Here is an 18,932-nt window from a genome sequence, read left to right on the forward strand (position 1 = left end):
TTTTGTATTCTGAAACACCAGTTATAGCGTAGGGTTGACAAGTTTCGTTCATATCAGCGATCGGAAGAACATTCACCTGCGGAGGCGGAGTGTGCTCACACCAACTACTTTTCGAAAGAACATTTGTCTGCGAAGCGGTTCATGCTGCAGCGATCGTAAGAACATTCACCTGCGGAGTCGGAGCACCAAGCGAATGAAAGAGTATTTACCTGTCCTCACTTATGCCCCACTCGTCACATTCACTCGCGGAGCATAAGTGAGGGAGCTTTAACAAATAATGAAACCAACTATGGCGCAAGGGAGATGACCAAGTTGTCCACGAGCAGCGCGGGCGGACGCCCTTATAAGAAAATGAGCATGTCCCCGAAGGAGTATCAGGATTTCGCTAAAATGCGGGAGCCGTCGCGTTCCGTTTTGACTAACTGCATCAAAGCATTCGTTATTGGCGGCCTGATTTGTGTGTTAGGTCAGTTTATTCAGGAGCTTTACATTAACTTGGCGGGGATGGATAAGAAAGCGGCGAGCAATCCAACAGTCGCCACGTTGATCTTCATTTCGGTCGTGCTCACATCCCTAGGCATTTATGACAAAATCGGGCAATGGGCGGGCGCCGGTACGGCAGTGCCCGTAACCGGGTTCGCGAACTCGATGTGCTCCGCGGCGCTTGAGCACCGCTCCGAAGGGCTTGTGCTTGGCGTTGGCGCTAACATGTTCAAGCTGGCTGGCTCCGTTATCGTCTATGGAACGGTCGCAGCCTTTTTCGTCGGGATCGGGCACTTGATCTTCGGGACAGGAGGGAATCACTAATATGCTGAAGGGCAAGCAGACCTGGTGGTTTGAGAACAAGCCTGTCATTATCGGGGCTGCGACCGTTGTGGGACCGGACGAAGGCGAAGGACCTCTTGCATCCGATTTCGATCTTATTCACCCTGAACTGGACATGCAGCAGAAGAGCTGGGAGAAAGCCGAACGGCTGCTGCTGGAGCAGGCAACCGACTTCGCTGTACAGCACGCAGGCTTGAAAAAAGACGATATCCAGTTTTATATTGGCGGCGATTTGCTTAACCAAATCATCAGCAACAGCTTCGCTGCCCGTTCGCTTGGTGCGCCATATATCGGCATGTTCGGCGCCTGCTCCACTTCGATGGAGACGCTGGCACTCGCCGCGCAGCTAATCGATTCAGGCAATGCACAACATGCGATGGCAGGTACGGTCAGCCATAACTGCACGGCGGAGAAGCAGTTCCGCTATCCGACCGAATATGGCTCGCAGAAGCCTCCGACTGCGCAGTATACCGTTACCGGTGCGGGGGCTGCCGTCTTAGCTGCAACTGGCAATGGACCCATAGTGGAGTGTGCTACTATTGGCAAAGTGATGGATCTTGGCATTACCGATCCCTTCAACATGGGGGCGGCCATGGCTCCGGCGGCTGTTGATACGCTTACGGCACATTTTAACGATACCGGCCGGTCGCCTTCCGATTACGATATTATCGTGACCGGCGACCTTGCTTCGGTCGGCCACCCCATTGCGAAGGAGCTGCTGCTCCGTGACGGTGTGCCGATGAACGATACGGTATTCAATGACTGCGGCTTAATGGTTTTTGACATAAGCAAGCAGAAGGTACAAGCAGGGGGGAGCGGCTGCGGTTGTTCGGCCGTCGTTACCTACGGTCATCTGCTCAAAAGAATTGATCGCGGCGAGATCAAACGTATTCTTGTCGCAGCAACAGGCGCACTGTTATCGCCGCTGTCCTTCCAGCAAGGGGAATCGATCCCTTGCATTGCGCATGCGGTTTCCATTAGCGCCAAGGGGGTGTGATCATGGTATTTCTATGGGCATTTCTCGTAGGCGGAGCAATCTGTGTCATTGGACAGCTGATGTTCGATGTGTTCAAATTAACGCCAGCGCATACGATGGCGACATTGGTCGTCGCCGGTGCGTTGCTGGACGGCATAGGGTTGTATGATCCGCTGGTCGACTTTGCCGGGGCGGGGGCAACGGTGCCGATTACGAGCTTCGGCAATGCGCTCGTGCACGGCGCGTTGACCTCGCTTCGAGAAGATGGCTGGATTGGTGTCATTACAGGCATTTTCAAGCTGACGAGCGCCGGCATATCCGCTGCGATCATTTTCTCCTTCCTTGCGTCCGTTGTTATTCGGCCGAAAGGCTGAGCACAACATCACGACGGTATGGATGGGATATACGAAACATTTTGGAGGGTTCCGCTGTGGAATCCTCCAATTTTTTTTGGCGTGTTCACAGATGTACGCTTCACGATATTTCTAGTAAAATAGGATAAGATTGTATGTATTTTTACCTATGCCTAACAACCTCAAACTTGTAAACCGGGAGGAACGTTACGATGGAACTGCGCCAGTCAGATCTGCAATTGTGCTCTGCGATTCGTGCTAATTTAGAGAGCTGTATCCTGGGAAAGCAAGACGAAATTGAGCGCATGCTGACAGCTGTGCTTTCAGGTGGTCATATTCTGTTGGAGGACGTGCCGGGAACTGGCAAAACGCAGCTTGTGAAAGCGCTTGCGAAGTCAATCGGCGGTCAATTCCGACGTATTCAATGTAATCCGGACTTACTTCCTACTGATATTACAGGCGTATCGATTTATCATCCGAAACAGGAAACATTCTTGTTCCGGGCAGGTCCGATCATGTGCCATCTGCTGCTTGCCGACGAGATTAACCGTGCGACAACGAAGACGCAGTCTGCACTGCTGGAGGCAATGGAGGAAGGCCATGTAACCGTAGATGGCGAGACCTATGAGCTGCCGCGTCCATTCCTGCTGATCGCGACGCAGAACCCGATTGAGTTCGAAGGCACTTACGTGCTGCCGGAAGCTCAGCTGGATCGCTTCATGATGAAGCTGTCACTTGGCTATCCGTCTGCTGCTGATGAGCATCGGATGATTATGGCGAGCGACAGCAGCCATCCTTCGGATCGGATAGAGCAAGTAGCTGAGATAGAAGATTTGGTTCGACTGCAGCAGCTTGTTTCGGAAGTGCATGTGGACAATGCCGTTGCTGAGTACGCGGTATCGATTGTGCGGGCGACCCGCAGCCATCGCGCTTCGCTCATCGGAGCGAGCCCGCGGGCAGCCGTATCGCTGATGCGCGCATCCCGCGCTTCGGCTTTCCTGCGGGAGCGGACCTTCGTTACGCCGGATGATGTGAAACGGATGGCGGAAACCGTGCTTCCGCACCGGATTATTTTGCATGCAGAGGCACGCATGAATGGCCTGAAGTCTGAAGATATTGTGCAGGACGCCCTCCAACAGACGAAGGTGCCGATCCGTATGGAGCGATGATCATGCGCGGGAGCAATCGCTCGTCCAACCGCTGGCGCTGGGCTTTTGTCGCGGTCATTTATGTGTTCAATATTATGTATTTCATGTTCCAGGGCGGCAAAACGCCGATGATGCTGTTCGTTATTCTGAACGTACTTATTATTTATCTTTTTCTGGGTCAATGGTCGGGCATCCGGCTGGTGCAAGGGTCGCGTGTTGTTGCGAACAATAGCAGCGGCGACGGGACGATGCACAGCGGCATGAGCGTCGAAGTATCGCTCGGGATTCGAGTTCCAGGCTTCTATCCGCTGCCATATGTTCTTGTTCGGGACAGGCTGCTTCGCCATGATGGTCAATCCATTCCATTCGAGACGTCATTCGTTCCGAACTGGAAGCGCACGGGAGAAGTCAGCTATACGACGCCCCCTCTCAAACGAGGCGTTTATCAATTCGCTCCGACCCAATGTACAACGCGTGACGTATTCGGCCTGTTCGAGCACAGCGGTTCGTTCGAAGCGAACGGAACATTCAGCGTCGTACCGCAGGCGGTGCCGCTGCGTAACTGGTACCGTATTCGCCGAGGAATGCGAGGACCGCATTCACACGCCTCCGCTCCGCGTGCTGCGAAGGAAACAACGCAGATCAACGGCGTCAGGGAGTATTTATATGGTGATAAATTGTCTCGTGTCCATTGGAATGCGACCGCTAAGACCGGTGAATGGAAATCGAAAGCGTTTGAGCGTGAGTCGCTGCCGCGAACGATCGTCATTCTTGATCGGCATTCCGAAGCGTATGGCGTGAAGCAAGAGCGGTTCGAGCTTGCCGTATCCGTAACAGCTTCGATTATCGAGTTAGGCACGCGTCATGAGACGGCAATGGGGCTCGTCTCGCCTGGTGAGCGCTCGACGGTACTCCCTCCGCGGACAGGCATCGAGCAGCGAGAGCAGATGATTCGTCATCTTACGGTCGTAGAGCCGGATGCTGCGCAGCCGCTATTTGTCTCCATTCAGAAGCTTGAACCGGTCTGGGAGCCTGGTACGCTTGTCGTAATCATCTCGGGCGCTGCGAATGAGGATATGTATCGCACGATGAGCTGGCTTTCCCGCAAAGGCGTATCATTGACGTATATCGGCGTCGATGAGTCTGACGCGAGGTTCGGCAGACTGATTAAGACAGCTTGGCTGCAGTCGCTCCGTGCCAAAGGCTGGACTGCGCTCAGCGTAAGGCAGCTGCAAGAGCTTCCATCCGTGCTGGAAGGGGGCGGCGCTTCATGACAATGGCAAGAACAGTCGGCCCAGTCCGACCGGCTAGCCGCTCAACCTCGATATTGGCCCGGCTGGGTGCCGGATTGCGTGACAGCTGGTACAGACGAATCTCAACGCTTATGACAGCGATTATCGTCTGGCAGTTGACGCACGTATTCGAAGGTTATTGGTGGGAAGAAACGTTCAGCTGCATACGATTCGTTCTCATATCCACCGTCGCGTTGGAATGGATCATTCCATGGCGTCTGCCATACCGAATGATGCTGCAGGCAATCGTCTTGCTCATCGCTTCGGGGCGTACGGCCGGCTTTCATTATGTTGAGCTTCAGAACATGAAGTCGCTGTCGAATTTGTGGTCATGGATTGCAGATAATGCGTCTCAGCTAAGCCCATTTATTCAGCTGGCGGCATTAGCCTGGGGGTTGACCTTATTCTTCTCGCTGTGGGCGTCCAAGCGAAGACGGATCATTATCTTCGCTGCTGCAAGTCTGCTCTCGCTTATGATCGCCGATTCCTATACGATGATTTATTTATGGGATGAGACGGCATGGGCGATATTCGCATCGCTGGCGTGGCTCGTTGCCGATCACTTTAATCGGTTTCAGCGCGAGCATCCGAGCAGTTGGTCAGAGCTGCTGGAGTACCCAATCAGCTTCTTTCTTCCGGTTGTCTTTATTATTGCTTTCATTATGGTGCTCGGTATTCTTACGCCAAGCATCGCGCCTATTATGAAGGATCCTTACACGATGTGGGCGGAGTCGCATGGCAAGAAGGTCATTGGCTCGTATACGGATAATCTTCCGGTGCTCGGAAGCGTAGGAGACTTCAATTCTGGGGATACAAGTTCGGGCTACAGCCGGAATGATCTTGAGCTTGGCGGCGGATTCAAATTCGATTATTCGCCTGTTATGTCTGTGAGCACTTCTCACCGCAGCTATTGGCGCGGGGAAACTCGATCGGATTATACAGGCAACGGTTGGGCCGAGTCGGAAGATACCGGCAATCAGATCGTGGGATTAAAGCAGAATGAGCAGTTGCCGATTAATGAGGATCGCAGCAAGGCGAAGACGATCGAAATTACACAGTCGTTCACGATGCTTCGCGAAGATTCGTATCCGGTATTGTTCGCGGCAGCGCCTGCCAAGCAGCTTCGCTGGGTTGGTGATGACAAGACAGGCAGCATTCCGACCGATCTGAGCTGGAATCCGGAAGGTTGGGAGCTTCGTTGGTTTAATGGCGGCAGCCAAAACCCTTATCCGACGACGTATTCCGTCGTATCCGAGCTTCCAGTGTTGAATAACGCGGCGTTGAGCCAGACTGCGGCTGGCTGGGGGACATCCGATTCTCGAAAGGCGGAGCATCAGCAATATTATGACTTGCCGAAGACGGTGACGAGCCGCGTCGGAAAGCTGGCGCAGCAGATTACGGCCGGTTCAACCAATGATTACGAGAAGGCGTTGCGTATTCAGACGTACTTGAAGGATAACTTCGCTTACACGAACGAGCCGGATACATCGCTGCGCACTAGCCCTGACTTTGTTGATTCCTTCTTATTCGAAGTAAAAGAAGGCTATTGTGATTATTTCTCAACCGCTATGGCTGTATTGGGACGTACAGTGGGTCTGCCCGTTCGCTGGGTCAAAGGCTATGCGCCAGGCACTCTGCCGTACAATGAGGACGAGATGCGCAATCAAGGTTTTGTACCGGATGAAGCAACACGCAATCCGAATGGCGAAGGGACCTATACGGTTCGCAACGCCGATGCGCATTCTTGGGTAGAAATTTATTTTGACGGCTTCGGCTGGATTCCATTCGAACCGACGCCAGGCTTCCAATTCCCTTATCCGATTGAAGACGAGCAGGAAGTTACCGTTCCGGAGGTCGACATGTCGGATATGACGGATGCGCCGGTCGTTGAATCGAACAGCTCGTTCTTCTCGCCGCGCACCTTCATGTGGTTTGCTGTCTTACTGCTTGCTGCGTTACTGATCTATGTTTGGTTCCGTCGCCAGCAGCTGGCAGATTCCTATGCTCGGATTCGATATCGGGCAAGCAATGGCAACGAGCGAATCGTTGCCGAGACGAACCGGCTTGTTCGTTATGCAAGACGCAAAGGCTTGCAAAGGGAAGAGTGGGAAACGGTGCGAGAAGCATCGGAGAGATGGTCGAAGGAACGAACCTATTTGCGCTCTGACCTGAAGACGGTTGCCGACTGCTTCGAAAGGGCCAAATACGGCACAACCGTCTACGAACAGGCGGAGGTTGACCGCTTTCTCTCGATCGTTCGTTCAATTCGGGATCGTATGTAGCGGAAGATGATGAACCGCATGGCGCCATTTCGGCGCCGTGCGGTATTTTTTTGCAACATTTTCGGCTATTATGGTATAGTTTTCGTTGTATAGCAAGCAGGTCATTTCAGGGGAGTCGAAACTATGTTTGAACGGCTGTTGCCGAATTTACGCCTTAATTCTGTATACGATCTTGACATCGAAGCGCTTGCAAGCCGCGGAATCAAAGGCATTATTACCGATCTTGACAATACGCTGGTCGGAGCCAAGGAACCGCATGCCACGCCACGATTGATCGAATGGCTGGACAAGCTGCACAAGCATGGCTTCAAGATTGTCATCGTTTCCAATAATAATAATGTGCGCGTGTCGCGTTTTGCCGATCCGCTCGGCATTCCATACGTTCCGCTCGCTCGGAAGCCTAGCAATAAAGCGTTCCGCAGAGCATTTGAAATTCTCGGCTTGAGAGAAGATCAGACTGCTGTCATTGGCGACCAGATGATGACGGACGTACTCGGCGGCAACCGATTGGGACTGTACACGATTCTCGTTCTGCCGATCGCACCAAAGGATGAAGGCGTGATGACCCGCGTCAATCGACTGATGGAACGAATCGCGCTGAGAAGCCTGCGCAAAAAGGGTCTATGGTATGAGGAGGAAGCGAAGTGACAGTAACAGAACAACCGGGTAAGGACACAGGTTGTGCCGGCTGCGGCGTCAAGCTGCAATCGGCAAATAAGGAAAAAGCGGGGTATATTCCGGCATCGGCTATGGAGCGGACGCCAGTTATTTGCCAGCGCTGTTTCCGCATCAAGAATTATAATGACGCGTCGTCGATCGCAATCGATCAAGATGATTTCCTGCGCCTGCTTGGCGGCATCGCCAGCACGGACAGCTTGGTTGTGCACATCGTCGATATTTTCGATTTCGAAGGCAGCGTCATTTCGGGCTTGCAGCGTTTTGTCGGGAACAACCCGGTGCTGCTCGTCGTGAACAAAGTCGATCTGCTGCCGCGTGCGGTCAATCATAACCGCCTCCGCAATTGGGTGCAGCAACAGGCGAAGGAGCAGGGACTCCGCACCGTTGAGGTTGTGCTGTGCAGTGCGAAACGCAACATTGGCTTCGATCGCGTCGTCGATGCCATCGAATACTATCGCCGTGGCCGCGACGTCTATGTTGTCGGCGCAACGAACGTAGGCAAATCAACGCTGATCAATCGGATTATTCACGATTACAGCGATCTGGATGCGGAGTTGACGACGTCCCGTTATCCAGGCACGACGCTTGATGCCGTCCACATTCCGCTCGATGACGGCAAAGCGATCATTGATACGCCGGGCATCGTCTATAACCATCGGATGACGGAAGTTGTTCCGCGCAGCGTGCTGCAGGCGATTACGCCGGACAAGCCGATCAAACCGCTCGTTTACCAGCTGGATGAAGGCCAATCGATGTTCGTTGGCGCGCTCGCACGGTTTGATTTTGTATCGGGCGATCATCAGTCGTTTACGCTGTATCTGTCGAACGGATTGGATGTGCACCGGACGAAGCTTGAGCGTGCCGACGAGCTGTATGCCAACCACAAAGGCAAGCTGCTGTCTCCGCCATCCGTCGATGAGCTGGATGAGCTGCCGGCTTGGACGCGCCATTCGCTCCGTATTCCGCGCGGCGGCGAATATGATGTGTTCGTATCGGGCCTCGGCTGGATGCGTGCGAACAGTACGGCAGGAGCGGTGGTAGACGTCTACGCACCGAAAGGCATAAAAGTTCACGTGCGCCGCGCGTTGATCTAATCGATCATCCGCGTTGCGTTCGAACACATGGGAGAGTGGCTCGAATGACTGCAGCAGCACAAAGTACGGCAGACGCGATTCAGCGTATAGACAGCCATACGGTTCTGTTCGGCGTCATCGGCGATCCGATCCGACATTCCAAGTCGCCGATTATGATGAACCGAGCATTCCGCGAGACCGGTGTTAATGGCGTATATACAGCTTTTCATATTACAGCTGACAAGCTGGGCGATTTCATCGCGGGCGTTCGCGCAATGGGCATTCGCGGCGTTAACGTGACGATTCCGCATAAGCTTGATGTTATGCAGTATCTAGATCACATCGACGAGTCTGCGGCAGCGATTGGTGCGGTAAACACGATCGTGAATAACGATGGCGTGTTAACGGGCTATAATACGGATGGCATCGGATACGTGCGTTCGCTTAAGGAAGAGGCAGAAGCTCAGCTTGTCGGCAAGCACATTGTGGTGCTTGGCGCGGGCGGTGCAGCACGTGGAATCGTGTATGCCTTATCGAAGGAAGCGCCGGCATCCATCACGATTGCGAATCGGACGGAACAGCGTGCAATCGAGCTCGCTGCATCGATGAACGGCGTGACATCGGTTGTTGGCGTCGGCAACGATCAACTGGAGCGCGCCTGCGCGAATGCTGATATTATTATTAATACAACTTCGACCGGCATGTTCCCGCATGTGGACGAATCGCCGATCGATGCCGCTTGGCTGCGTCCGGGAGCGGTAGCGAGCGATATTATTTATAATCCGATGAAGACGAAGTTTCTCATGGATGCAGAACGTGCAGGCTGCCGGATTCACGGCGGACTGGGTATGTTTATTTATCAAGGCGCGTATGCATTCGAATATTGGACAGGGCAGCCGGCCCCCGCGGCAGCGATGCGCGAGACGGTGCTGGAAGCACTGCAGCAGTAGAACGACTAATGGCAAGAGTAACGGTAAGAGGAAAGAGGGACAACACATGTTGACAGGCAAACAGAAACGATATTTGCGCTCGATGGCGCATCATTTGACTCCGATTTTTCAAATCGGCAAGGGCGGCATGAACGATCAACTCGTTCGCCATATCGAAGAAGCGATCGAAGTTCGTGAGCTTATTAAGGTAAACGTGCTGAACAATAGCTCGGAGGACCCTCGCGAGGTTGGCGCAGAGTTGGCTGCAGGCGCAGGCTGCGAATTGGTTCAAGTAATCGGCAAAACGATTGTTCTCTACAAAGAGTCGCGCGATCACAAGACGATCGAGCTCCCTCGTTAATCGATGAAGCTAATCGGCATCATGGGTGGTACATTCGATCCGATTCATATCGGTCACCTGTTGGCGGCAGAGACGGCAATTGATGTGTGCCAGCTGGACGAGGTATGGTTTATTCCGACGAATGTGCCGCCGCTGAAGGAAGGCGCACAGGGCGTAGACGCGGAGAAGCGTCTGCGCCTCGTTCGGTTAGCGATAGCAAGCGAACCGCGATTCAAGGCGCATACGATTGAATTGGAACGCGGCGGCGTCAGCTACTCCTACGATACGATCACGGAGCTGATGGAACGAGAGCCGGACTGTACATTCGCGTATATAATCGGATCGGACCGCATTCATGATTTGCCGAAGTGGCACCGCATCGATGAATTGGCAGCGCTAGTTCGGTTCATTGGAGTCGAACGCCCCGGCGAACCGATCGACTTGGAACGGCTGCCTGAGCAGCTTCGGTGCCGTGTTACGGTCATCGAGATGCCGCCGATGGGCATCTCTTCCACTGATATCAGGCGCCGGCGTAAGGACGGCCGATCGATTCGTTATATGGTGACGGAGCCGGTCTATTCGGAAATTACGAAGGAGGGGCTGTATGGACCGCGAAGCGATGATTGAATCCGTTAAGGCCGAGATGCCTGAGCGTCGCTGGCTGCATGTCCAGGGCGTGATGGCGACGTCGGTTGAACTGGCGAAGCGGTTCGGGGTTGATCCTGACCGTGCCGAGCTTGCAGCCATTCTGCACGACGTCGCCAAGTATTGGCCGACTGCGCGGATGGAGAACATTATACGTGAAGAGAAGCTCCCTGAAGAGTTGCTCGACTACGACAAAGAGTTGTGGCATGCCCCTGTCGGCGCGTTCATCGCGGAGCGGGATTACGGTGTAACCGATCCCGAGGTGCTGGATGCCATTCGTTATCATACATCGGGCCGGGTTGGAATGACGCTGCTGGAGAAGATCGTCTGCCTGGCCGATTATATGGAACCAAGCCGCGATTTTCCTGGCGTGAATAAAATTCGAAGTGAAGCCGAGCATAGTGTGGAGAAGGCGTTGCTCACTGGATTCGATGGTACGATAACTTTTCTTATCGAGAAGGGTAAACGAATCTTCCCGCTGACCGTGCTGGCGCGTAATGATATGGTAAGACAAGTATTGGAGGCTGAATGAATGACAGTAAATGCTGATCGATTGCTAGAAGTAACCGTTGCTGCCGCGGAAGAGAAAAAGGCGACGCGCATCGTTGCTCTTAATTTGAAGGAAATTTCGCTCGTAGCCGACTATTTCGTCATCTGCTCCGGTAACTCGGATGTTCAGGTTCAGGCGATTGCTAACGAAATTCGCAAACAGGCTGAGATGATTGGCGTGCGCGTGCGCGGCATCGAAGGCATGGACTCGGCTCGCTGGGTATTGATTGACCTTGGCGATGTTGTTGTCCACGTCTTTCATCGCGACGAGCGCGACTACTACAATCTCGAGCGTCTCTGGTCCGATGCGAAAGTTGTGGAGTTCGCATGATCGCCGGTACGATTGTTCGACTGCGGGTGGCACGTGAAGTGTCGCCCTACGGCTTCTTCGTAACGGATGGGACGCAGGATGTGCTGCTCCATTACAGTGAGATCGTTGGTCAGAAAATAAAGCCGGGCGATGACGTTGAAGTGTTCATCTATTATGATACGGATGACCGTATTTCGGCGACGATGCGCAAGCCGCTCATTACATTGGGCGAAATGGCAAGACTTCGCGTAGCGGATATTCATCCGCGGCTCGGCTGCTTCCTCGAGATCGGCCTTGGCCGTCAGCTGCTGCTGCCGCTCTCGGAGCTTCCAGAGAATAAGGACTTCCGTCCGATCATTGGCGACGAAGTATTCGTTGTGCTGCACAACGATAAGCAGGGCCGGCTCATTGCTAAGCTTGCAGGCGAAGATGACTTCATGACCAAAGTGTTCCGTGCGCCATCGGACTGGCGTAACCGCTGGATCGAAGGCTGGGTCACGAAGACGCTGCAGATGGGCTCGTTCGTCCTGTTGGACGGCGGCGTGCTGGGATTCGGCGCATTCGGCATGATTCCGGCTTCCGAGCGCAACCGGACGCTCCGACTAGGTGAACGCGTGAAGGCTCGCGTGACGTTCGTTCGTGAGGATGGACGCGTCAATCTGTCGCTCGTTGAACGGAAGGAAGTCGGAATGCTGGAGGATGCGGACCGAGTGCTTGCCTTCCTGAAGGAACGCCCGAACGGCGCAATGCCTTATTCGGACGAGACGCCGGCAGATCTGGTGAAGCAGCGGTTCGGCATTAGCAAATCCGCATTCAAGCGTGCATTGGGCAAGCTGATGCGCGAAGGTTTGGTCGAGCAGGAAGGCAACTGGACGAAGCTCATTGCGAAGCCTTCCGCAGACAGCGCAGCCGATGAGGCGAAAGGACCGGCGCAATGATGGCGTCTTACCGACAGTTTGCTGCCGTCTACGATCGGCTTATGGAGAATATGCCATATGCAGACTGGCTTCGCTTCGCGAGAACGATCTGGTCACTGGACGTGGAAATGCCGCGTTCGGTCGTCGATCTCGGCTGTGGAACGGGCAATTTATCGATTCCGCTAGCCAAGTCGGGCTTTCACGTCTATGCGATCGATCTGTCGGCGGATATGCTGACGATTGGCCGCGGCAAATGGGATGAAGCGCCGCAGCGCGCTGGAGGCCTTGGCAGCGGTTCGATCCGCTGGCTGCAGCAGGATATGCGGGAGTGGGAGCTGCCGGAGCAGGTGGACACGGTTATCTCGTTCTGCGATTGTTTGAACTATTTAACCGAGGAAGAAGACGTGGAGGCGGCATTCCGCGCGACGTTCCAAGGACTGCGCTCTGGCGGTGTATTCTTATTCGATGTGCTTCCGCCGTCACAGCTGCAGCGTTATGCCGAGCAGCAGCCTTTCACGCTTGATGAGCGGGATGTGGCGTACATATGGACATGCGAGCTCGATCCAACGCTGGACGAGATCGAGCATTCGCTTACGATCTTCGCACGCGACGCGCAGGACCCGTCCGGTCGGTTCGTTCGCATCGAAGAACACATGTAGAGCGGGCGTACGATACGAACTGGCTCGTATCTTCGCTGCTGCGCGTTGGATTCGCGCGAGTGGAGCGTTATGCGGACTTCAGCACCAAGCCGCTATCAGGTGAGGCTCCTAAGGAAGCAGAACGTCTATTCTTCGCGGCTTATAAGAAGTAACGGACTTATATTTTTCACCGCAAATAAAACGCGCTGCGCCGTATATGGCTCAGCGCGTTTTATAGCAAAAAGCCCCAGCATCCCTGAGTCGTCGATCTTCCGAACGGAAGAGACGCTTCAATGATGCCGGGGCTTGTCGCATTCGTTACTTCATTCTTATCCAATAAATTTGAGGCGGTCTGCGTAGCTGTCAATCTTCGCCTTGAACTGCTCTTCGAGTCTAGGCAGATGACGTTTCATACAGCTGCAGTAGTAATCTTTGCGGCATACAGGGCACGGAATGTTCAATAAGCGAGCGACGTCGACCAACTGCCATTCCGGATCCTTCTTCAGGAAGAAGCGGGTGCGCGATTTGTCATCGAGCGTTACGATGAGCTGGTAGATCTTTTCTTTGTTGTTGTAATCCCCGGAGTCCGCAATGTCGATAATAACCGGATTGAATGACATTTCACATACCACCTGTCTATATAAGGTCTACACGATAGAATAGCTTGATATTATAGCTGCTGTCAATCATTCAGCTGATTTTTTTGTGGGATAATCGGCTTCACATGATGAACGGTCATACGTAACAGTTTGCCGCAAATGGGTCTTTTTTATTCATGCGGCACCTATAAGTGCGGAAGTGCGACGGTGTATCATTGCATTGGTTGACATCATCTGCGGCTTCTCCTATAATCTTTTTATATATGTAAGGCCTTGATGAGGAGCAGTATTCGCAGTCGTACGCTGCAGAGAGCCGGCGGTAGGTGCAAGCCGGTGCGAACGTGTGAAGAATCTCGCCTCGGAGCCGCACGATGGAGCAGGGCTTCCTGTTACATAGTGACGAATCGCCCGCGTTATGGGCATTGAGTGAGCGATTGGACGAAGCACGTCCGCGCTAACTAGGGTGGTACCACGGGAATAACAACCTCTCGTCCCTAGCGTTATACGCTGGGGCGAGAGGTTTTTTGTGCATGCATGATAGTTTCGAAGGGAGAAGTTTCGTTATGAGTCAAGACAATCAGAATCAGCAGGGCTATAACCCGCTTGTCATTGAGCCGAAGTGGCAGCGTTATTGGGATGCGAACAAGACGTTTGCTACTCAAGAAGAACCGAATAAACCGAAGTTTTATGCGCTGGATATGTTCCCTTATCCTTCAGGCGCCGGCCTCCACGTCGGTCACCCGGAAGGTTACACGGCAACGGATATCGTTTCCCGTTACAAACGGATGCGCGGTTATAACGTGCTTCATCCAATGGGCTGGGATGCGTTCGGCCTTCCTGCGGAGCAGCACGCACTCGATACGGGCGAGCATCCTCGTGAAATTACGGTCAAGAATATCAACAACTTCCGCCGTCAGATCAAATCCCTTGGTTTCTCGTACGATTGGGATCGCGAATTCAGCACGACGGATCCGGACTATTACAAATGGACGCAGTGGATTTTCATCCAACTGTACAATAAAGGACTTGCATATGTAGCCGAAGTGCCAGTCAACTGGTGCGAAGCGCTCGGAACCGTTCTTGCGAACGAAGAAGTTATAGACGGCAAGAGCGAGCGCGGCGGCCATCCGGTCGTCCGCAAGCCGATGCGTCAGTGGGTACTGAAAATTACGGAATACGCTGAACGTCTGCTCGAGGATCTCGAAGAGCTGGATTGGACGGAAAGCATTAAAGAAATGCAGCGCAACTGGATCGGCAAGTCGACAGGTGCGGAAGTAACGTTCGCGATTGACGGCAGCAGCGAGTCGCTGGTCGTATTCACGACGCGTCCTGACACGTTGTTCGGCGCAACGTACTGCGTACTGGCGCCAGAGCATGAGCTCGTCGCACAGATTACGACGGCTGAGCAGAAGGCGGCTGTAGAGGCTTACCAAGAGGTAGCTGCACGTAAGAGCGATCTCGAGCGTACGGACCTTGCGAAGGAGAAAACAGGCGTATTCACGGGCGCTTATGCGGTTAACCCCGTAAATGGCGAGAAGCTGCCAATCTGGATCGCTGATTACGTATTGGCTGGCTACGGCACTGGCGCAATTATGGCTGTACCAGGCCACGATACGCGCGACTGGGAATTCGCGAAGCAGTTCAACCTGAATATCCTCGAGGTTATCCAAGGCGGAGACGTGCAAGCGGAAGCTTATACGGGCGAAGGCGAGCATGTGAACTCGGGCTTCTTGAACGGATTGGGCAATGAAGAAGCAATCGCGAAGATGATCGCTCATCTGGAGCAAGAGGGTAAAGGTAAAGGCAAAACGACATACCGCCTGAGAGACTGGCTGTTCAGCCGTCAGCGCTACTGGGGCGAGCCAATCCCGATTCTGCATCTCGAAGACGGCACGATGAAGCCGGTTCCGGAATCGGAGCTGCCGCTGCTGCTGCCTGATGTCGATGCGATCAAGCCGTCGGGTACGGGCGAATCTCCACTGGCGAACGTAACGGAGTGGGTCGAGACGATCGATCCAGAGACGGGCATGAAAGCTCGCCGCGAGACGAACACGATGCCGCAATGGGCGGGCAGCTGCTGGTATTATCTGCGCTTCATCGATCCGCACAACAGCGAGGAGATTTGCTCGAAGGAGAAGCAGCGCGAATGGCTGCCGGTCGACCTGTACATCGGCGGTGCTGAGCACGCTGTACTTCACTTGCTGTATGCGCGCTTCTGGCACAAGGTGCTGTATGATATCGGCGTAGTCGATACGAAGGAGCCGTTCTACAAGCTGGTCAACCAGGGCATGATTCTCGGCACGAACAACGAGAAAATGTCCAAGTCGCGCGGCAATGTCATTAATCCGGACGTTATCGTCAACGAATTCGGCGGCGACACGCTGCGCATGTACGAAATGTTCATGGGACCGCTGGAAGCGACGAAGCCGTGGAACACAAGCGGCGTAGAAGGCATGTACCGCTTCTTGAGCCGCGTATGGCGATTGTTCGTCAGCGAGGATGGCACATTGAGCGCCAAAGTAACGGATGGGGACGGAACCGATGCGTTCAAACGGACGTGGCACCGTACGATCAAGAAGGTGACGGAGGACTTCGAAGCGCTGCGCTTCAACACGGCGATCAGCCAGCTGATGATCTTCGTCAACGATGCTTACAAAGCAGAATCGCTGCCGCGTCAAGCGATGGAGCATTTTGCACAAATGCTGTCTCCGCTGGCACCGCACATCGCAGAAGAGCTGTGGGAGAAGCTGGGTCACTCGGAGTCCATCACATATGTGGCATGGCCAGCTTACGAGGAAGCTTGGACCGTCGACCAAGAGGTCGAAATCGTCGTCCAAGTGAACGGCAAAATCGCAGAGCGTCTCAGCATTGCGGCTGATACGGACGTAGAGGAAATGGAACGTCTGGCGAAGGAACTCGACAAAGTGAAGCAAGCGATTGAAGGCAAGACGATTCGCAAAGTGATTGCCGTTAAAGGCAAGCTCGTAAACATCGTAGCCAACTAATTGAAATCCGCTCTTGAAGAGGTGAGCGGCCGGTCACGCTAAAGCATAGCGTGTTACTGGCCGTTCACCTCTTCGCCGTATAGGGACGATGCAACCTTGCTCGCATCTTCTTTGTACTTGGCGTGGGTCGTACGGATAAGGCGATTAAACATGCCGTCGCAGTCAAGATTCAACAGCTCCAGCGCCTTTGCTGTAATCCCTCCCGGGACAGCGACACGCTCTTGAATCTGCTCCGGCGTCATCCCGCCTTCGGTCAGCAGCCTGCCTGTGCCTAACAGCATCGCGCTCGTTACGGCAAGTGCATCTTCATGGCTGATGCCGGTTTCTTCGACAGCTGCCTCTACGAAGCGTTGAACGAAGAAGGCGAAGAAAGCTGGCCCGCAGCTCGATAGGTCGGATACAATCCGCGTATACTGCTCATCGATACGAATCGGTTCGCTAATATGGCGAAGAAGCTGTTCGAGACGCTCGCGGTCGTGGTCGTTCGTACGGCTGCCGTACATACAGAGCGTAGCCCCGCTGCCGACATGGTTCGTGATGCTTGGGATGACCTTGGCAGCTTTGCATGGCAGCCAGTCTTCCAGCTGAGCGAGCATGACAGGACTCGTAATCGATACGACGAGCTGGTCCGGACGGAGGCTCTCGCGAATTTCGGCGAGAACGGTATGGAACTCATGTGGTTTGATGCACAGGAAGACGATGTCTCGTCCCAGCGCTGCTTCAGCGTTTGTACTTTTAACACGTAAGCCCGGATATTGAATAGCCAAGCTTTCGACCTTGGCAATTGTCCGATTGCTCGCCGCGATCTGTGATGGCTTCAGCGCGCCCGATGTGATGAATGCGCCGATGAGCAGGCTGCCCATGCTGCCTGTGCCGATAAACCCGACATTCATCGGTACCCCTCCCTTGCAACTGTGATCATGTGTTAGGCGGCAAGCCCATTTCATGCTCTTACTATAGTATGCAGGAGAGCGTGGCCAGCATGACGGATATTTTGTAACCTGTTCATACGATACGGAGAAACGAAACGGAGGCTAATGATATGTTTGCGCGATCACAATCGTCTCACAGCTCGAATCGGCTGCGACTTGCCATTATAATCGGATGTCTAGGAGCGCTGCTTGCAGGGTACGGCGTATTTCGGATGCAGCATGGGACCGAGGACAGCTGGCAGCCGTTGAATGACAATCTGAACGCATTGTTAAGCGATGAGTCAGTATCGAATGCATCTTCAGAATCGAAGGCTTCGTCTGGCGATGCGGCTTCTGTGCAACAATCTGCGAAAACTGCCCCTTCGCCAACCTCAACAACTGCACCCCAAGCGATTGCCAACATCGAACCAGTGACTGAGACGCAAGCTTCAGCGAATTCGAGCTCAATTGAAACGGTTCAATCAACTTCCGATGCAGTTGGAGCGGACAGCGCGGTGGCATCCACGGATGGACGCATCGACATTAATCATGCAACCGCACAGCAGTTGGACGAACTGCCAGGCATCGGGCCGGCGAAGGCGGCAGCCATCGTCGCGGATCGGGAGGCGAATGGACCTTTCCGAAGTGTTGACGATCTGGACCGCGTGAAAGGAATCGGGTTGAAGATGATCGAGAAGCTGCGCGCTTCGGTTGTCGCTCTTCCATAAATATGCGACAATACAAGGTGAAACGCCTGTCGCCATCCTGGTCGGCGAAGCGCGTATCATCAGTTACATCGGCTCCTAGGGAGAGCGAGGCTGCAGCGAAAGGAAGAGATTCGAATGACACAAGCTCAAGTTCACAATGATGCATCCCGTAAAGACTGGGATACGTATTTTATGGATATTGCTTATATGGTAGCAACGAGATCTCGCTGCAACCGACGGCATGTAGGCGCAGTTCTCGTGCAAGGCAAGAAGCTGCTTGGCACGGCCTACAATGGCGCTCCGATGGGCGTAGAAGACTGTTTGGAAGCCGGCTGTATGATTGTCGAGGAATATGCAGTGGATACTGTCGATGGCGTGGAGAAGATGGTCAAGAAAGAGCGCTGCATTCGGACGATCCATGCAGAGCAAAATTTGCTGTTGTTCACCGATCGAAACGACCGAGAAGGTTCCACCGTCTATGTAACCGATCAGCCGTGCTGGACTTGCGCGAATATGCTGGCGAACAGCGGCATCCGCGAGATTGTATTCCACCGGCCTTATCCAAAAGACAGCGAGAAGGTAGAGACGTTGATGCGGAGCAAAGGCATTATCTTCCGAACCATTGACCAATATGAACCGCCTGAGAAAACATCCCGCGCGGTCGTTTCATAAAAAGCAGCAGAGGAAGAACCTCTCGTGCCTCCCTTTAATAGGGGAAGTGCGGGAGTTTTTTTGTTTTTATGCCCATTTGCGTG

Annotated in this window: 19 protein-coding genes, 1 pseudogene and 1 other annotated feature; of the genes and pseudogenes, 18 read left to right on the plus strand and 2 right to left on the minus strand. The window is 53.8% G+C overall.

The features are described from left to right. Positions 1-312: 312 nt before the first annotated feature. From spoVAC to SBI19_RS21760, 15 genes and pseudogenes are all read left to right on the plus strand, one after another. Positions 313-807: a stage V sporulation protein AC gene (gene spoVAC, locus SBI19_RS21690; RefSeq protein WP_483312322.1), complete on the plus strand. Its 495-nt coding sequence runs from the start codon at positions 313-315 to the stop codon at positions 805-807. A gap of 1 nt (position 808) precedes the next feature. Beyond that, on the plus strand, positions 809-1,822 hold the full coding sequence (gene spoVAD, locus SBI19_RS21695; protein ID WP_317971611.1) for a stage V sporulation protein AD: 1,014 nt from the start codon (positions 809-811) through the stop codon (positions 1,820-1,822). 2 nt (positions 1,823-1,824) lie between these two features. Continuing rightward, positions 1,825-2,175, plus strand: coding sequence for a stage V sporulation protein AE (gene spoVAE / locus SBI19_RS21700; RefSeq protein ID WP_317971612.1), 351 nt, complete (start codon positions 1,825-1,827; stop codon positions 2,173-2,175). A 191-nt stretch (positions 2,176-2,366) separates the two neighbouring features. Beyond that, the gene (locus SBI19_RS21705; RefSeq protein ID WP_317971613.1) at positions 2,367-3,323 is read left to right on the plus strand and encodes an AAA family ATPase; all 957 of its coding nucleotides are present in this window, start codon (positions 2,367-2,369) and stop codon (positions 3,321-3,323) included. A gap of 2 nt (positions 3,324-3,325) precedes the next feature. Then, entirely contained in the window at positions 3,326-4,576 is a 1,251-nt protein-coding gene (locus SBI19_RS21710) for a DUF58 domain-containing protein (protein WP_317971614.1), read from the plus strand. Further along, positions 4,573-6,876, plus strand: a complete 2,304-nt coding sequence (locus tag SBI19_RS21715) for a DUF4129 domain-containing transglutaminase family protein (protein ID WP_317971615.1) — start codon at positions 4,573-4,575, stop codon at positions 6,874-6,876. Before SBI19_RS21710 ends, SBI19_RS21715 begins: the two co-directional genes overlap by 4 nt. Positions 6,877-6,999: 123 nt before the next feature. Further along, the gene (locus tag SBI19_RS21720; RefSeq protein ID WP_317971616.1) at positions 7,000-7,524 is read left to right on the plus strand and encodes a YqeG family HAD IIIA-type phosphatase; all 525 of its coding nucleotides are present in this window, start codon (positions 7,000-7,002) and stop codon (positions 7,522-7,524) included. After that, positions 7,521-8,648 (plus strand): ribosome biogenesis GTPase YqeH, encoded by a 1,128-nt coding sequence (yqeH, locus tag SBI19_RS21725; RefSeq protein WP_317971617.1) that lies wholly within the window; start codon positions 7,521-7,523, stop codon positions 8,646-8,648. Before SBI19_RS21720 ends, yqeH begins: the two co-directional genes overlap by 4 nt. A gap of 44 nt (positions 8,649-8,692) precedes the next feature. Next, entirely contained in the window at positions 8,693-9,577 is an 885-nt protein-coding gene (aroE, locus tag SBI19_RS21730) for a shikimate dehydrogenase (RefSeq protein ID WP_317971618.1), read from the plus strand. A 46-nt stretch (positions 9,578-9,623) separates the two neighbouring features. After that, on the plus strand, positions 9,624-9,917 hold the full coding sequence (gene yhbY / locus SBI19_RS21735; protein ID WP_110045632.1) for a ribosome assembly RNA-binding protein YhbY: 294 nt from the start codon (positions 9,624-9,626) through the stop codon (positions 9,915-9,917). A gap of 21 nt (positions 9,918-9,938) precedes the next feature. Further along, complete coding sequence (gene nadD / locus SBI19_RS21740; RefSeq protein WP_317971619.1) at positions 9,939-10,523, plus strand: nicotinate-nucleotide adenylyltransferase; 585 nt, start codon at positions 9,939-9,941, stop codon at positions 10,521-10,523. Continuing rightward, positions 10,501-11,073, plus strand: a complete 573-nt coding sequence (yqeK, locus tag SBI19_RS21745; RefSeq protein WP_317971620.1) for a bis(5'-nucleosyl)-tetraphosphatase (symmetrical) YqeK — start codon at positions 10,501-10,503, stop codon at positions 11,071-11,073. Before nadD ends, yqeK begins: the two co-directional genes overlap by 23 nt. Next, positions 11,074-11,421 carry a ribosome silencing factor gene (gene rsfS / locus SBI19_RS21750; RefSeq protein ID WP_317971621.1) on the plus strand — a complete coding sequence of 116 codons (348 nt, stop codon included), beginning with the start codon at positions 11,074-11,076 and terminating at the stop codon, positions 11,419-11,421. After that, a complete protein-coding gene (locus tag SBI19_RS21755) occupies positions 11,418-12,338 on the plus strand; it encodes a CvfB family protein (RefSeq protein ID WP_317971622.1) in 921 nt (306 codons plus the stop codon). Before rsfS ends, SBI19_RS21755 begins: the two co-directional genes overlap by 4 nt. Then, positions 12,338-13,128 (plus strand): annotated as a pseudogene (locus SBI19_RS21760) (class I SAM-dependent DNA methyltransferase). Before SBI19_RS21755 ends, SBI19_RS21760 begins: the two are co-directional and overlap by 1 nt. 156 nt (positions 13,129-13,284) lie before the next feature. Here the strand turns inward: SBI19_RS21760 and SBI19_RS21765 are convergent. Next, on the minus strand, positions 13,285-13,575 hold the full coding sequence (locus tag SBI19_RS21765; protein ID WP_317971623.1) for a hypothetical protein: 291 nt from the start codon (positions 13,573-13,575) through the stop codon (positions 13,285-13,287). 243 nt (positions 13,576-13,818) lie between these two features. Then, positions 13,819-14,053 (plus strand) — a binding site (T-box leader). A 64-nt stretch (positions 14,054-14,117) separates the two neighbouring features. Here SBI19_RS21765 and leuS point away from each other — a divergent pair. Beyond that, positions 14,118-16,559 carry a leucine--tRNA ligase gene (leuS, locus tag SBI19_RS21770; protein WP_317971624.1) on the plus strand — a complete coding sequence of 814 codons (2,442 nt, stop codon included), beginning with the start codon at positions 14,118-14,120 and terminating at the stop codon, positions 16,557-16,559. A 53-nt stretch (positions 16,560-16,612) separates the two neighbouring features. Here the strand turns inward: leuS and comER are convergent, their stop codons facing one another. Next, entirely contained in the window at positions 16,613-17,452 is an 840-nt protein-coding gene (comER, locus tag SBI19_RS21775) for a late competence protein ComER (RefSeq protein ID WP_317971625.1), read from the minus strand. A 149-nt stretch (positions 17,453-17,601) separates the two neighbouring features. Between comER and SBI19_RS21780 the strand changes: the two genes are divergently transcribed. Further along, positions 17,602-18,198, plus strand: a complete 597-nt coding sequence (locus SBI19_RS21780) for a ComEA family DNA-binding protein (protein WP_317971626.1) — start codon at positions 17,602-17,604, stop codon at positions 18,196-18,198. A 114-nt stretch (positions 18,199-18,312) separates the two neighbouring features. Then, on the plus strand, positions 18,313-18,849 hold the full coding sequence (locus tag SBI19_RS21785; RefSeq protein ID WP_317971627.1) for a deoxycytidylate deaminase: 537 nt from the start codon (positions 18,313-18,315) through the stop codon (positions 18,847-18,849). The last annotated feature ends 83 nt before the right edge of the window (positions 18,850-18,932 follow it).

Origin of the sequence: Paenibacillus sp. CCS19, from assembly GCF_033239625.1 — a bacterium.
In the GTDB taxonomy this organism is placed as follows: Bacteria; Bacillota; Bacilli; order Paenibacillales; family Paenibacillaceae; genus Paenibacillus_T.

Coding starts and splice junctions, on each gene's coding strand:
- spoVAD (WP_317971611.1), top strand. CDS start 809: ATGCTGAAGGGCAAGCAGACCTGGTGGTTTGAGAACAAGCCTGTCATT.
- spoVAE (WP_317971612.1), top strand. CDS start 1,825: ATGGTATTTCTATGGGCATTTCTCGTAGGCGGAGCAATCTGTGTCATT.
- SBI19_RS21705 (WP_317971613.1), top strand. CDS start 2,367: ATGGAACTGCGCCAGTCAGATCTGCAATTGTGCTCTGCGATTCGTGCT.
- SBI19_RS21710 (WP_317971614.1), top strand. CDS start 3,326: ATGCGCGGGAGCAATCGCTCGTCCAACCGCTGGCGCTGGGCTTTTGTC.
- SBI19_RS21715 (WP_317971615.1), top strand. CDS start 4,573: ATGACAATGGCAAGAACAGTCGGCCCAGTCCGACCGGCTAGCCGCTCA.
- SBI19_RS21720 (WP_317971616.1), top strand. CDS start 7,000: ATGTTTGAACGGCTGTTGCCGAATTTACGCCTTAATTCTGTATACGAT.
- aroE (WP_317971618.1), top strand. CDS start 8,693: ATGACTGCAGCAGCACAAAGTACGGCAGACGCGATTCAGCGTATAGAC.
- yhbY (WP_110045632.1), top strand. CDS start 9,624: ATGTTGACAGGCAAACAGAAACGATATTTGCGCTCGATGGCGCATCAT.
- nadD (WP_317971619.1), top strand. CDS start 9,939: ATGGGTGGTACATTCGATCCGATTCATATCGGTCACCTGTTGGCGGCA.
- yqeK (WP_317971620.1), top strand. CDS start 10,501: ATGGACCGCGAAGCGATGATTGAATCCGTTAAGGCCGAGATGCCTGAG.
- rsfS (WP_317971621.1), top strand. CDS start 11,074: ATGACAGTAAATGCTGATCGATTGCTAGAAGTAACCGTTGCTGCCGCG.
- SBI19_RS21755 (WP_317971622.1), top strand. CDS start 11,418: ATGATCGCCGGTACGATTGTTCGACTGCGGGTGGCACGTGAAGTGTCG.
- SBI19_RS21765 (WP_317971623.1), bottom strand. CDS start 13,575: ATGTCATTCAATCCGGTTATTATCGACATTGCGGACTCCGGGGATTAC.
- leuS (WP_317971624.1), top strand. CDS start 14,118: ATGAGTCAAGACAATCAGAATCAGCAGGGCTATAACCCGCTTGTCATT.
- comER (WP_317971625.1), bottom strand. CDS start 17,452: ATGAATGTCGGGTTTATCGGCACAGGCAGCATGGGCAGCCTGCTCATC.
- SBI19_RS21780 (WP_317971626.1), top strand. CDS start 17,602: ATGTTTGCGCGATCACAATCGTCTCACAGCTCGAATCGGCTGCGACTT.
- SBI19_RS21785 (WP_317971627.1), top strand. CDS start 18,313: ATGACACAAGCTCAAGTTCACAATGATGCATCCCGTAAAGACTGGGAT.